At 56.3% G+C, this 12,752-nt stretch carries 16 protein-coding genes; 14 read left to right on the top strand and 2 right to left on the bottom strand.

Annotated features, from left to right (window positions below; translation table 11 throughout):
- Positions 1–48: 48 nt before the first annotated feature.
- The 9 genes from JUE67_RS08065 to JUE67_RS08025 all read left to right on the top strand — a co-directional run bounded on the left by JUE67_RS08065 (position 49) and on the right by JUE67_RS08025 (position 6,333).
- Positions 49–1,038, top strand: a complete 990-nt coding sequence (locus JUE67_RS08065; protein WP_203627428.1) for a rod shape-determining protein — start codon at positions 49–51, stop codon at positions 1,036–1,038.
- 16 nt (positions 1,039–1,054) lie between these two features.
- The gene (locus JUE67_RS08060) at positions 1,055–1,225 is read left to right on the top strand and encodes a DNA-directed RNA polymerase subunit beta (RefSeq protein ID WP_125697370.1); all 171 of its coding nucleotides are present in this window, start codon (positions 1,055–1,057) and stop codon (positions 1,223–1,225) included.
- Positions 1,226–1,235: 10 nt separating this feature from the next.
- Positions 1,236–1,523 carry a membrane protein insertion efficiency factor YidD gene (yidD, locus tag JUE67_RS08055; RefSeq protein WP_125697371.1) on the top strand — a complete coding sequence of 96 codons (288 nt, stop codon included), beginning with the start codon at positions 1,236–1,238 and terminating at the stop codon, positions 1,521–1,523.
- 2 nt (positions 1,524–1,525) lie between these two features.
- The gene (locus JUE67_RS08050; protein ID WP_203627430.1) at positions 1,526–1,747 is read left to right on the top strand and encodes a DUF2969 domain-containing protein; all 222 of its coding nucleotides are present in this window, start codon (positions 1,526–1,528) and stop codon (positions 1,745–1,747) included.
- Between the two features lie 80 nt (positions 1,748–1,827).
- Positions 1,828–3,045 (top strand): FtsW/RodA/SpoVE family cell cycle protein, encoded by a 1,218-nt coding sequence (locus JUE67_RS08045; protein WP_203627437.1) that lies wholly within the window; start codon positions 1,828–1,830, stop codon positions 3,043–3,045.
- Positions 3,046–3,048: 3 nt separating this feature from the next.
- Positions 3,049–3,339 (top strand): glycine cleavage system H family protein, encoded by a 291-nt coding sequence (locus JUE67_RS08040; RefSeq protein WP_203627439.1) that lies wholly within the window; start codon positions 3,049–3,051, stop codon positions 3,337–3,339.
- Positions 3,340–3,742: 403 nt separating this feature from the next.
- A complete protein-coding gene (locus JUE67_RS08035; protein WP_203627441.1) occupies positions 3,743–4,555 on the top strand; it encodes a MetQ/NlpA family ABC transporter substrate-binding protein in 813 nt (270 codons plus the stop codon).
- A 21-nt stretch (positions 4,556–4,576) separates the two neighbouring features.
- Positions 4,577–5,638 carry a methionine ABC transporter ATP-binding protein gene (locus tag JUE67_RS08030; RefSeq protein ID WP_203627449.1) on the top strand — a complete coding sequence of 354 codons (1,062 nt, stop codon included), beginning with the start codon at positions 4,577–4,579 and terminating at the stop codon, positions 5,636–5,638.
- A complete protein-coding gene (locus JUE67_RS08025; RefSeq protein ID WP_203627451.1) occupies positions 5,635–6,333 on the top strand; it encodes a methionine ABC transporter permease in 699 nt (232 codons plus the stop codon). Before JUE67_RS08030 ends, JUE67_RS08025 begins: the two co-directional genes overlap by 4 nt.
- Positions 6,334–6,407: 74 nt before the next feature.
- On the opposite strand, the gene JUE67_RS08020 is transcribed toward JUE67_RS08025, so the two are convergent.
- Both JUE67_RS08020 and JUE67_RS08015 read right to left on the bottom strand, forming a co-directional pair.
- A complete protein-coding gene (locus JUE67_RS08020) occupies positions 6,408–7,106 on the bottom strand; it encodes an SDR family oxidoreductase (protein ID WP_203627453.1) in 699 nt (232 codons plus the stop codon).
- Between the two features lie 59 nt (positions 7,107–7,165).
- Complete coding sequence (locus JUE67_RS08015; protein ID WP_203637115.1) at positions 7,166–7,567, bottom strand: hypothetical protein; 402 nt, start codon at positions 7,565–7,567, stop codon at positions 7,166–7,168.
- 221 nt (positions 7,568–7,788) lie between these two features.
- Between JUE67_RS08015 and sufC the strand changes: the two genes are divergently transcribed.
- Genes sufC through sufB form a run of 5 tightly spaced genes read left to right on the top strand, consistent with a single transcriptional unit; the run spans position 7,789 to position 12,616 of the window.
- Complete coding sequence (gene sufC / locus JUE67_RS08010; RefSeq protein ID WP_125697385.1) at positions 7,789–8,556, top strand: Fe-S cluster assembly ATPase SufC; 768 nt, start codon at positions 7,789–7,791, stop codon at positions 8,554–8,556.
- Positions 8,549–9,568, top strand: a complete 1,020-nt coding sequence (locus JUE67_RS08005) for a SufD family Fe-S cluster assembly protein (protein ID WP_203627457.1) — start codon at positions 8,549–8,551, stop codon at positions 9,566–9,568. Before sufC ends, JUE67_RS08005 begins: the two co-directional genes overlap by 8 nt.
- Positions 9,561–10,757 (top strand): aminotransferase class V-fold PLP-dependent enzyme, encoded by a 1,197-nt coding sequence (locus JUE67_RS08000; protein WP_203627459.1) that lies wholly within the window; start codon positions 9,561–9,563, stop codon positions 10,755–10,757. The genes JUE67_RS08005 and JUE67_RS08000 overlap by 8 nt, the downstream gene beginning before the upstream one ends.
- Complete coding sequence (gene sufU, locus JUE67_RS07995) at positions 10,744–11,187, top strand: Fe-S cluster assembly sulfur transfer protein SufU (RefSeq protein ID WP_203627461.1); 444 nt, start codon at positions 10,744–10,746, stop codon at positions 11,185–11,187. The genes JUE67_RS08000 and sufU overlap by 14 nt, the downstream gene beginning before the upstream one ends.
- On the top strand, positions 11,180–12,616 hold the full coding sequence (sufB, locus tag JUE67_RS07990; RefSeq protein ID WP_203627463.1) for a Fe-S cluster assembly protein SufB: 1,437 nt from the start codon (positions 11,180–11,182) through the stop codon (positions 12,614–12,616). Before sufU ends, sufB begins: the two co-directional genes overlap by 8 nt.
- Positions 12,617–12,752 lie beyond the last annotated feature (136 nt).

Below are 12,752 nucleotides of genomic sequence, written 5' to 3'. Positions count from 1 at the left end.
GCGTCTGTGGTATAATGCACTGTTAGCGAATATTGAGGAGAAGAGATCATGGCAAAAGACATCGGAATCGATCTGGGAACCGCCAACGTACTGATCAATGTCAAGGGTAAGGGCATTGTTCTGAATGAGCCGTCGGTAGTCGCGATCGATACACATAGTGGCAAAGTGTTAGCGGTAGGGACCGAGGCTTACAAAATGGTCGGCCGCACCCCTGGCAACATCCGTTCGATTCGCCCGCTTAAAGACGGCGTGATCGCGGATTTTGACATCACCGAAGCGATGCTTGAGTATTTCATTAATAAATTGAACGTGAAGGGCTTTTTATCTAAGCCAAATATTCTGATCTGCGCGCCGACCAACATCACGTCGATCGAGCAAAAGGCGATCATTCAGGCCGCTGAGAAATCCGGCGGCGGCCGTGTCTACTTGGAATTCGAGCCAAAGGTGGCCGCAGTTGGTGCCGGTTTGGATATTTTCCAGCCGCAGGGCAACATGGTCATCGATATTGGTGGTGGGACGTCGGACATCGCGGTGTTGTCGATGGGCGAGATCGTCACTAGTCGCAGTTTGCGTCTGGCGGGCGATAAGATGGATGCGGCGATCGCGGCTTATGTCAAAAACAAGCATAAGCTCTTGATTGGTGAGCACACAGCCGAGCAGATCAAGATTCAGATCGGCGCCGTGTTTGAAGCTGATCCAAAAGAGACCATCGAAGTCCGTGGGCGCGACATTGCGACGGGCTTGCCGCGTGAGGTCGAAGTGACCTCGCCGGAAGTCGCCGAGGCGCTGCATGATACCATGATGCAGATCGTTTCCGCGGCCAAGGATGTCTTGGAAAAGACGCCACCGGAGCTGTCTGCGGACATCATCGATCGGGGCGTCATGCTGACAGGCGGCGGGGCATTGCTTAAGGGCATCAGCCAGCTGTTTGCCTCTGAGCTCAAGGTGCCGGTCCTGCTGGCGGATGATCCACTGGACGCCGTCGCATTGGGCACTGGCACATTACTGGATAACATCGCACATCACAAGCAATATTAAGGCAGGGGGGCCGCAGATGAACACGGATCACGCAAAGCGTGTGACCAAGAAATTGGGCTGCGGTCTTTTATTGGCATTGCTCATGATCGTTTTAGGGGCAATGCTCGGCTATGCGATCGGCGGCGGGAATCCCTGGGCTGTTTTTGACCCGGAGACCTGGCAACATATTTTTGATTTTCTGAAGTGAGGCGAGCAGTGTGAAACGCGTCTTGATGTGGCTGGTCAAAGGCTACCAGCGCTTTATCTCGCCGCTGTTGCCGCCGAGCTGTCGGTATTATCCGACCTGCTCGACGTACATGATCCAGGCGCTGTTCAAACACGGTGCCGTCAAAGGGTTGATCATGGGCTTGGCGCGCATTTTGCGGTGCAACCCATTTGTGCCTGGCGGGCTCGATCCCGTGCCGGACTTTTTCACGCTACGGCGCAACCCGGATCCAGAGAAGAATATGGCCGAAGCAGCGAATTTTAACTATCATCGAGGGTAAATATGGCAAAAGAACAACGTATCAGTGTCACGGAAGAAGAAGTGACGCGCAATGGGCACACCGTCACTGTCCTGACAGTCGGGAAAAATGAGATCGGCTATATTCAGACGGAAGAGGACCGCTTCTTGGCTTACGTCGCCGGCGCGACAACGGCCAACCGGTTCAAGACGATGGACGACGCGACGAACTTTCTCATTTCGGAGTATCATCTGCACCGCGCTTAATTTTTCGTTATCTTGGCCGCGTCGGACTTGTTGCCGAGGTGGCCTTTTTGGAAAATAGGACAAGGAAAGAGGTGCGTGCAATGGCGCAGGAAGTGACGCCTGAAAAAAAGGGCAACCGAATCGATTACGGCATCATTTTATCCGTGATGCTGCTGGCGCTGGTCGGCATGGTGGCGATCTATATGGCCGTCAGTCATGATACGAGTCCGACGATCGGCACACCGCGGCATGCCATGATCATGCAGGCGGTGTGGTATGTGATCGGCGGCGTCGGCATTTTCATCGTGATGCAGTTTGATGCCGAGCAGCTCTGGCGGGTGGCGCCGCTATTGTACGCGCTGGGCATCGGGTTATTGGTGCTGGTGCTGGTCAAGTATGACCCACAAGTCTTCAACAACACCGGGGCCAAGAGCTGGTTTCGGATGGGCAGCATCACCTTTCAGCCTTCTGAGGTCATGAAACCCGCCTACATTCTGATGATGGCGCGGGTGGTCTCGCAGCACAACGCCCGTTTTCGCCACACCACGCTCAACGACTGGCGTTTGTTGGGCGAAATGCTGCTGTGGACGCTGCCAGTGCTCGTGCTTTTGAAGCTCCAAAACGATTTCGGGACCTCATTGGTTTTTGCCGCGATCTACGCGGGGGTCGTGCTGGTTTCCGGGGTCACCTGGAAGATCATCATTCCCGTCGGTGCAGGGGTCGGTGTGGTCGGCGCCGGGGCGTTGACCATGGTCACGACCGACTGGGGCCGCGCGATCTTGGACAAGCTCGGGTTCAAGGCCTATCAGTTCGCGCGTATCGATTCCTGGCGCAACCCATCTGGCGCGGCAAGTAGCGATTCGTATCAGCTGTGGCAGTCGATGAAGGCGATCGGCTCCGGTGAAATGACGGGGCGGGGCTTCAACAACCTGAAAGTGACCGTACCGGTGCGCGAATCGGATATGATCTTCTCGGTGATCGGCGAAGCATTTGGGTTTTTGGGCTGCGCGATCGTCATCTTGCTGTTTTTCTTGTTGATCTACCAAATGATCCGCGTGATCTTCGACACGAAAAACGAGTTTTACGCGTACATCACCACCGGCGTGATCATGATGATTCTGTTCCACATTTTTGAAAATATCGGGATGAACATCGGCCTGTTGCCGCTGACCGGGATTCCGCTGCCCTTTATCTCACAAGGGGGGTCGTTCCTGCTGGCGAATATGCTGTCGGTGGGGATGGTCTTATCGATGCGGTTCCATCATCAAAGCTATATGTTTTCCGGCGATAACGATTCGTTTCAGAAGCAGGGGGTATAACTCATGGCGCAATATTTTTGGCAGGAAACAGAAAATGACCGGGTGCGTATCGGTCTGACGGAAGGCGCGCAAGAAGCGTTTGGCAAGATCAAGTTTGCAAAGTTGCCAGCCGTTGGTGAAACGGTGACAGTCGGCAACGCGTTTTTATCCGTTGAGGCGGAAAAGGCGGTGCTCGATCTGGATGCGCCGCTTTCTGGGCAAGTCGTTGCCGTGAACGAGGCGGCCAACGCGACCCCGGCGCTGCTGGACGACCCTGAGCGCAAGAATAATTGGATTGCGGAGATCAAGGCCTGACGCGGCGTGGCGCAAGAATGGAAAATTATTTTGCGAGAACTGCTTGACAGGGCTTTGAAAGTTGATTAGTATCATAGTCAATTCAACGCAACAAACGAACGATGTGAGAGAGTAGTGATCACTGAGCTGCACAGAAAACCCGGTTAGCTGAGAGCGGGGAAGCAGGTGGTCGCGAACATGGCTCACGGATCGGTGCACCGAACCGCTTGGCGGTAAGGCTGCAATGGGTGGCAACCATTATCTTGCACACGGGTTGAAAACGACCCGTTAGCGAGGACTGTGTGTGCACGCACGGTCGAATTAGAATGGTACCGCGGATGATCCGCTTCTAACTTTGGTTAGGAGCGGATTTTTTTTGTGGCAACGATCCGCGTTTGGGGCAAACATTAGGAGGATAATCATCATGAAATTGTTAAAAAAATTAGCTTTGGCAGCAGCAGTGATCGCACCAGTTTTGGCTTTGGCGGCTTGTGGGAATAGCAGTGCCAGCAGCCCTGATACCGTGAAGGTCGGCATCATGGCAAACGACTTGCCGATCTGGAAAGACATTCAAAAGCGCCTGAAGAAGGAAAATGTCGACATCAAGCTTGTCGAGTTCAGTGATTACAACAAGCCAAACAAATCTCTGGAAGCCGGCGACATTCAGCTCAACTCGTTCCAGCACTATGATTTTCTCGGCAACTGGAACAAGAAGAATGGCACCAAGATCGTGTCTGTCGGCGATACTTACATCGCACCGATCCGCGCTTACTCCAACAAAATCAAGTCGCTGAAGGATCTCAAGAAGGGCGACACCGTCTCCGTACCAAACGATCCATCTAACGAAGGGCGTGCGCTTCAGTTGCTGGATCAGGAAGGCATCATCAAGTTGGATGATGCGAGCCAGCCAACGGTCAAGGACATCAAGACCAACAAGCTTGACCTGAAGATCTCCGAATTGGATGCGGCCCAAGTTGCCCGTAGCCTGAACGATGTGCAAGCCGCGATCGTCACCAACGATATCGCTGCGGCGGCCGACCTCAACCCAGACAAGGCCATCGCCGTTTCCGATCTGAACAAGGCGGCGCATCCATGGATCAACATCATCGCCGCAAAGTCCAGCAAGGATAAGGACAACAAGACCTACAAGAAGATCGTGAAGGCTTATCAGTCTGATCGCACCGCGGCTTTGATCAAGAAGTACTACAAAGGCGCAGCCGTTCCAGCTTGGAAGTAATCAAGAGAAACGAGGAAGAACATGGCGAGTGAAACAGTGATCGAGCTGCAACAGATCGATGTGCAGTTCAGTGAAAAAGGGCAGGAAGTACACGCGGTCGATCATGTCGATCTGACCGTCAGCCGAGGCGATATCTACGGCATTGTCGGGTATTCCGGCGCCGGCAAATCCACCTTGGTGCGCACGATCAACCTGTTGCAGCGCCCGACCGGTGGCAAGAGCCTGGTGCTTGGGCAAGACATGCTGAGCCTGAACGCGAAGCAGTTGCGCCAGGAGCGCCAGCGCATCGGCATGATCTTCCAGCATTTTAACCTGATGAATTCCCGCACCATTGCTGAAAATGTGGCTTTTCCCCTAAAAGGCCACAAGAGCAAGGCGGAGATCAAGGCCAAAGTTGATAGCCTGCTGAAACTCGTCGGTCTGGACGAACGCGCGGATGCGTATCCGGCGGAATTATCCGGGGGCCAAAAACAGCGTGTCGGCATTGCCCGGGCGTTGGCCAGTGACCCCGAGATCCTGATCTCTGATGAAGCGACCAGCGCGCTGGACCCCAAAACCACCTCATCGATTCTGGATCTGCTCAAGCATCTGAATGAAACGTTGGGCCTGACGATCGTTTTGATCACCCATGAAATGGAAGCCGTCAAGCAGATCTGCAACAAGGTCGCGGTGATGGACGCCGGCCGGATCATTGAGCGCGGCGATCTCCTTCAGATCTTTGCCCAGCCGAAAGAGCAGCTGACCAAGGACTTCATCGACACCACCATTCAGTTGGATGCGGCGCTTGAAGCGGTTCGCCAAGAGCCGGCTGTGCAAAATTTGGCGCCAAGCGATCGCCTGCTCAGGCTGACTTATGTCGGTGCGAGCACGGACCAGCCACTTGTCGCAACGCTGTTTAAAGACTACCAAGTCACGGCCAACATTTTGTTTGGCGACATCCAGATCCTGCAGGGCACCCCGTTTGGTAACTTGATCGTGGTGCTGTCCGGGACAAGCGCAGACCTTGCGCGGGCCTTTACCTATCTGCATGACAATGATGTGACCGTGGTCGCCCTGGATGGAAAGGAGGAGACCCCCGCATGACCGGATTAGAAAATTGGATCGAGAAGATCATGCCAAATGTCGTTGAGAACTGGAGCGGCGACACGGGCTTCATCCAATCCACCAAGGACACCATTTACATGACCTTTTGGACGTCGGTGATCGCCGGCGTCATCGGCCTTGCGCTCGGCGTCTTGCTGGTGCTGACCGACGACCACGGCTTGTGGGAAAGTCGCCCGGCGTATTTTATCCTCGATAAGCTCGTCAACATTTTCCGCGCGATTCCGTTTATCATTTTGCTCGCCGTCTTGGATCCAGTCACTCGGGCGCTGGTCGGCATCGGTATCGGCCCGACTGCGGCGTTGGTGCCGTTGGTCGCAGGCACTGCCCCGTTTTTCGCGCGGCAGGTGCAAAATGCGTTGTTGACCATCGATCCTGGGGTCGTTGAAGCGGCCGAAGCGATGGGTCTCTCGCCGCTGGCCATGGTGTGGCGTGTCTACCTGCGCGAAGGCCTTTCTGAGCTCGTCCGTGTCGGCGTTCTGACCATTATCTCGGTCATCGGGTTGACCGCGATGGCTGGGGCGATCGGCAGTGGTGGCTTGGGGAACCTCGCCATTCAGATCGGCTACAACGGCTTCAAGAACGACGTGATCTGGGTCGCCACGATTTTGATCTTGATCATGGTCTTCATCGTTCAGTTTGTCGGCGATATCATTGCCAAAAAATTGCATCACTAAGCTGTCAGGCACAAAAACACCAGTCCATTGTGGGCTGGTGTTTTTGTCTGTCGTCTTGCCGGTGCGAGCAACGGCTAAAGATCCACGCCGCCATCGATGTGCAGGACCTGGCCTGTCATGAAGGTGTTTGTCATGGCGAAAAGGTAGGCCGCTGCAACTTCATCGATCGTCCCGACGCGGCCAAGCGGGATACTACTGGCCAAGGCGTCCGCTTGCTGCTTTTGCTGCGCGTCCGGCATCGTGCGCCACAGACCAGTCGGCGTCCAAAACGGGGAGACCACGTTGACGCGCAAACGCGGCGCAAGTTCGACCCCCAGCCCCTGGACCATGGTGGCGATCGCCTGGTTGCCCACGATCGCCCCAGCCGCGTCATTAGGGTGGCCACCCGAGCCGGCCGTGAACGTCATGCTGCGAAGAAGATGTGGGGACGCGATCTGGGCAAGCTGAAGGTTGGCAAAAAATTTGCCTTCGATCGCCTCACGAATAGCGGTTCGATCGGAGAGAAAGCCGCCACTGGCCGCGCCGCCCAGCATGGAGACGAGATGGTCAAATGTCGCATGGGTGGTGAAGAAAGCCTGGAGCGCCGCTTCATCAGTGGCGTCCAGTGCGGTGCCAGTCAGCTCGGGATGGCTGGCTAAAAAAATTTGCAGCCGGTCTGCATTGCGGCCGATCACATGCACCTTGGCGCCTTGCGCTGCGGCCTGAACGGCGACTGCCGCCCCAAAACCAGAGGTCCCGCCGATGATCAAAATTGTTTGTGTGTCCAATTTCATTCCATTTTCCTTCTTTCTGCATACGGTCGTGACTCAACCTGCGCCTGTTTTTCCCTGCTTTATGCGACTTGGCTGAGAAAATGCCAAATGTCTGGCCCAAACAAAACCAACAGCCCAATCATGACCGCGATCGCGACCACCGTTCCGATAAATGGTTTCGGCGCGGTTCGGGCGCGTTGCCATGTGCCCCGCCAGTCCATGAGCAGGGCGGCGAGCGTGGTCAAAAGCAGCCCCAAGATCAAGAAGAAAACAAAGGGGCTGATATTGGTATTGGCCATGTGTCCAAAACTGTCGCGGCCGAGATACCAGGGGCCGCGGTAGCCTTTGATCGTCATCCAACTATCGCAAGCCACAGCCAGGAGGAAGCCTCCGCCGATAAAGAGCACCATCAGCCGGCCTAGCTTTTTGACGTAATGCGGATGTGCCTGTTCATAGGGACTGGGCGTTTGCGTTTTGGCCATCTTGGACGTTCCTTTCGATTTGAATTTACCCAGTTATCATAACAAATTCGCGGCCAATGATGCGGGGCTTCTCAATTTGTTTTGAAGTGAGGCGAGCTGGCTCGTAAAATATGGTACATTGAGTTGGATGGTCTGCCTGGATCAAGAGACGGGTTGTCGCCGTTTGTTTTAGACAATTAGATGCCGTACAATTAGGCAAGAAGCTTTAGGAGGCGACGTTTGTGAGTATTTTAGAGATCAAAGATCTGCATGTCAAAGTCAAGGAAGAACCCGAGCATCCGGAAATTCTGCGCGGGGTGAATCTGACGATCAAATCCGGCGAGATTCATGCGCTGATGGGGCCAAATGGGAACGGGAAATCGACCTTGGCCGAGACCATCATGGGCAACCCACGCTACTTGGTGACCCAGGGCGACATTGTGCTCGATGGCCAAAGTATTTTGCCCCTGGGTGTGGATGAGCGCGCCCGGGCCGGCCTGTTTTTAGGCATGCAGTACCCAGCGGAGATCTCCGGCGTCACCAACGCGGAGTTTATTCGGGCGGCGATCAATGCGCGGCGGCCGGAAGACGATCAGGTGCCGATCATGCAGTTTTTGAAGGACCTCGACAAGACGATGGCGATCTTGAAGATGCCTGAGGATATGGCGGATCGCTATTTGAACCAAGGCTTTTCCGGCGGTGAAAAAAAGCGCAACGAGATTCTGCAACTGATGATGGTCCACCCGGGCCTGGCGATGCTGGATGAGATCGATTCCGGGCTGGACATCGATGCGCTACGCATCGTGGCCCATGGCGTGAACTTGATGCGCGGGCCGGAATTTTCCAGTCTGATCATTACGCATTACCAGCGCCTGCTGGATTATATCGTGCCGGATGTGGTATCGGTCATGAAAGACGGCGAGATCATCGAGACCGGTGGTGCGGATCTGGCGAAGTCATTGGAAAAGACAGGGTACGAGCATCTCAAAGTGGGTGACGCCAATGCCTGAGACGTTGACACTGCCAAACACGCCGAAAATTCATTTGGCGCGGTATTTGGCGCAGGGCAAGGATGACACGCCTTGCGCGCCGGCCGATGTGGTCGCCCCGACTGCGGTCGCAGTGGCCCATCCGCATCGGCTGACGCAAAAGCCGGTCAACGGGCTGGACAGCTGGTTGTTGGCGGCGCCGCAACAGGTGACCACGATCGACGTGCCCGCCGGCTTTCATGCGGACACGCCAATCGTTTTGCGCGGCCCGGCCACTGGCGGCGGCGTGATTCAGATTCATGTCGGCGAGGACGCGCATGTGGTGCTGCAGGAGCGTTGGCAGGCTGATGGCGATGTGCTGGGGGTGGGCGTGTGGCTGAGCGCAGACGCCGGGGCCACGGTCGATTGGCTCACCTATGATGCCTTCATCGCGCCGGTCGCGGTGGTGCAGCGGACCGTCGATCTTGGCGCCGGCACCACGCTGAATTGGACCATCGCCGGTTTTTCCCACAACAGCGGCGCAAGTCTGGCGACGGTGAACCTCAATGGCCTCGGGGCGCATGCGACGATCAACGTCGGCGTGCTTGCCAGCGGGCGTCAGCATGTCGGTTATGTGACCGCGGTGACGAACCAGGCGCAAAAAACCGTTGGCCACATCAATCAGCACGGGGTGATCACGGACAAGGCGCACCTGATCTTCAACGGCATCGGCCACATTGTGAAGAGCGCCCGAGGCAGTGATGCCCAGCAGGAAAATCGGGTGCTCATGCTCAATCAAGATGCGCGCGGCGATGCCAATCCGATTCTGTTGATCGATGAAAATGATGTGACGGCGGGCCATGCCGCCTCAGTCACCCGAGTCGACGCGCGGCAAATGTATTACCTGATGAGTCGCGGGCTCCAGGAAGCTTTGGCCAAGCGCCTCGTGATTCGCGGCTTCTTGGAAGCGGGCCTGGGCGAGATCGCGGATTCCGAATTGAAGCAGGAATTATTTGACACGATCGATGAAACGCTGGTGAATGCGGATGCGTGAGCAATTTCCATTTTTCGCGGCGCATCCAGAGCTGACGTATCTGGATTCGGCGGCGACCAGTCAGAAACCGCAGGCGGTGCTGGCTGCCTTGCACGATTATTATGTTGAAGATAACGCCAATGTGCATCGCGGGTTGTACCAGTTGGCTTATGCGACCACGGAAAAATACGAGGCGGTCCGCCAGCAGATCGCCGCGCACATTCATGCGGCGCGGCCGGAGGAGATCGTCTATACCCGTAGCACCACCGATGGCCTAAATTTGGTGGCCGCCAGTTTTGGCCCAGTGGTGGTGCGGCCCGGAGATGAGATTCTCGTGTCCGGCGCGGAGCATCACAGCAACTTCATTCCCTGGCAGCAGCTGGCCGAGCGGACCGGAGCGACATTTGTGATCGCGCCCGTTCAGGCGGATGGCAACACCGATGCGGCCCAGGTCGCACAGTTGATCAGTTCGCGCACGAAAATTGTGGCGCTGGCCTCGGTGACGAACGTGGCCGGTGGGGCAGTCGCGATTCGGCCATTAGCCGACCGCGTTCATGCCAATGGCGGCTTCATGGTCGTCGACGGCGCGCAACAGATCGCACATCTGCCGGTCGATGTGCAGGCCATGGGGGCGGACTTCTTTGCCTTTTCCGGCCATAAGATGTACGGGCCGACCGGCATTGGCACCTTGTACGGGCGGTATGACTTGCTGGAAAAAATGCCGCCGGTGCAATTTGGCGGCGAGATGATCGACACGGTGATGGATCAAGACACCACCTGGGCCGAGGTGCCGCTGAAGTTCGAGGCGGGCACGCCGAACATCGCTGGCGTGATCGGGCTCGGGGCCGCTTTTGATTTCATGGCAACGCTGGACCTGGCTGCGGTGCGGGCGCACGAACAGGCGTTGGTCGCGCGGCTGCGCACGGGCTTGGCCGCGATCGATGGCATTCAGCTGTACGGCGACGAGGCCAGCATCGGCATTGTCTCGTTCAACCTCACCGGGGTGCATCCGCATGATGTCGCCACGATCTTGGATGAGGCACAAGTCGCGGTGCGCGCCGGGCATCACTGCGCGCAGCCATTGATGGCGCGGCTTGGCGTGCCGGCGACCGTTCGCGCGAGTGTGGGCGTCTACAACAATGAGGCGGACATCGATCGGCTGATCGCGGCCGTCCAGTCGGCAAGGAGGGTCTTTGATGCCGTTATCTAAGCTGGATCAACTCTATCGCCAAGTCATCTTGGATGAAGCCTATCACCCGCGGCACCACGGGACACTGCCGGACTACGACCACAGTGTCACCCTGCAGAATCCCAGCTGCGGCGATGTGCTGACCTTGCAGCTAAAGCTGAGCGACGGACGGGTCGCCGACGCCAAATTTTCCGGCAGCGGCTGCACGATCTCGCAGGCCTCGGGCAGTTTGATGACTGACCTGATCATCGGAAAAACACCGGCCGCCGTGCAACAACTTGTCGAGACCTTTTCCACTTTGGTGATCGATGGCCACGCCCCAGCCGAAGAGGCGTTGGGGGATGCGGCGATCTTAAAGGGCGTCCATGATTTTCCTGCCCGCATCAAATGCGCCACGCTGGCCTGGAAGGCGGCAAGTCAAGCCTTGAGTAAGGGGGAGCGACATGACTGAAACGAAGAATACGAAAAACAACGAACAGGTCGCCGCGGACATCGACTTTTTACCCGATGACAATCCGGGCGACTTTAAAGATGACATCAAGCCCGTTTTTTCCACCGGCCGCGGGCTGACGGAAGACACGGTGCGGGCGATCTCCAAGGAAAAAGGGGAGCCCCAGTGGATGCTCGATTACCGCTTGGCCAGTTATCGCACCTATCTGAAGCTGGCGATGCCGGATTACGGGCCAGATCTGTCAGACCTCGACCTTGCGCACATGCTGTATTTTCAAAAGGCGACTGACAAGACGTACCGCGATTGGGAAGATGTGCCGGACACGATCAAAAACACATTCGATCGGCTGGGCGTACCGCAAGCGGAGCGCAAGTATCTCGCCGGCGCCAGCGCCCAGTATGAATCGGAAGTTGTTTATCACAACATGAAGGACGAGTTCGATAAGCTCGGTATCATCTTCATGGACATGGACAGTGCGTTGCGCGAGCATGAGGACCTGGTGCGCCAGTATTTTGGCACACTGGTCCATCCGACCGACAATAAGTTTGCGGCCCTCAATGGTGCCGTTTGGTCCGGCGGGAGCTTCATCTATGTGCCGGAAGGGGTCCAAACGGATGTGCCGATTCAGTCGTATTTTCGCATCAATGCGGAAAATACCGGCCAGTTCGAGCGCACGCTGATCATTGTCTCGCCTGGCGCGCATATCAATTACGTGGAAGGCTGCACGGCGCCGAATTACAGCTCGGACAGCCTGCATGCCGCCGTGGTCGAGGTGTTCGTCCAGGATGACGCCTATGCGCGGTATACCACGATTCAAAATTGGTCCAAGAATGTCTTCAGCTTGGAGACCAAGCGCGCCCAGGCGATGAAGAATGCCACGATGGAATGGGTCGATGGCAATCTCGGCTCCAAGACCACGATGAAGTATCCGAGCGTCTACCTCGATGGCGAAGGCGCGCACGGCACGATGCTCTCGATCGCGGTGGCCGGTGCCGGCGTCGATCAGGACAACGGTGCGCGCATGATCCACAATGCGCCGAACACCTCATCCAGCATCGTCTCCAAGTCGATCGCCAAAGACGGCGGTGCGGTGGATTATCGCGGCACGGTCCGCTTCACGAAAAAAGCGGATGGCGCGTTTTGCCATGTCGAGTGCGACACGATCTTAATGGACGAAAAAAGTCGAAGCGACACGATTCCGTATAACGAGATCCATAATGCAAACGTCGCAATGGAACACGAAGCCAAAGTCTCCAAGGTCTCAGAAGAGCAGCTCTATTATCTGATGAGCCGCGGTATCTCCGAGGCCAAGGCCACCGAGATGATCATCATGGGCTTCGTTGAGCCGTTCACCAAGGAACTGCCGATGGAATATGCGGTGGAGCTCAACCGTTTGATCTCCATGGAAATGGACGGTTCGGTCGGGTAAGCGCCAAGTCGCGATGGGCTGGAGCTTTTGACCAAAATTGGGTCGCGGCGCATGCCATTTAGAAACCGGAATGCTCGTTGTTCCGGTTTTTTTGATATGACCGAAGATAGAGGCGTGTCGATCTTTGGGGAAAGCA

It is taken from the genome of Lacticaseibacillus mingshuiensis (assembly GCF_016861785.1).
Taxonomy (GTDB): domain Bacteria; phylum Bacillota; class Bacilli; order Lactobacillales; family Lactobacillaceae; genus Lacticaseibacillus; species Lacticaseibacillus mingshuiensis.
Note: the sequence above shows the minus strand (reverse complement) of the source record. Positions and strands in the feature narration are given on the sequence as shown.

Coding starts and splice junctions, on each gene's coding strand:
- JUE67_RS08020 (WP_203627453.1), bottom strand. CDS start 7,106: ATGAAATTGGACACACAAACAATTTTGATCATCGGCGGGACCTCTGGT.
- JUE67_RS08035 (WP_203627441.1), top strand. CDS start 3,743: ATGAAATTGTTAAAAAAATTAGCTTTGGCAGCAGCAGTGATCGCACCA.
- sufU (WP_203627461.1), top strand. CDS start 10,744: ATGCCGTTATCTAAGCTGGATCAACTCTATCGCCAAGTCATCTTGGAT.
- JUE67_RS08015 (WP_203637115.1), bottom strand. CDS start 7,567: ATGGCCAAAACGCAAACGCCCAGTCCCTATGAACAGGCACATCCGCAT.
- JUE67_RS08000 (WP_203627459.1), top strand. CDS start 9,561: ATGCGTGAGCAATTTCCATTTTTCGCGGCGCATCCAGAGCTGACGTAT.
- JUE67_RS08065 (WP_203627428.1), top strand. CDS start 49: ATGGCAAAAGACATCGGAATCGATCTGGGAACCGCCAACGTACTGATC.
- JUE67_RS08045 (WP_203627437.1), top strand. CDS start 1,828: ATGGCGCAGGAAGTGACGCCTGAAAAAAAGGGCAACCGAATCGATTAC.
- sufB (WP_203627463.1), top strand. CDS start 11,180: ATGACTGAAACGAAGAATACGAAAAACAACGAACAGGTCGCCGCGGAC.
- JUE67_RS08050 (WP_203627430.1), top strand. CDS start 1,526: ATGGCAAAAGAACAACGTATCAGTGTCACGGAAGAAGAAGTGACGCGC.
- JUE67_RS08060 (WP_125697370.1), top strand. CDS start 1,055: ATGAACACGGATCACGCAAAGCGTGTGACCAAGAAATTGGGCTGCGGT.
- JUE67_RS08030 (WP_203627449.1), top strand. CDS start 4,577: ATGGCGAGTGAAACAGTGATCGAGCTGCAACAGATCGATGTGCAGTTC.
- JUE67_RS08025 (WP_203627451.1), top strand. CDS start 5,635: ATGACCGGATTAGAAAATTGGATCGAGAAGATCATGCCAAATGTCGTT.
- JUE67_RS08005 (WP_203627457.1), top strand. CDS start 8,549: ATGCCTGAGACGTTGACACTGCCAAACACGCCGAAAATTCATTTGGCG.
- JUE67_RS08040 (WP_203627439.1), top strand. CDS start 3,049: ATGGCGCAATATTTTTGGCAGGAAACAGAAAATGACCGGGTGCGTATC.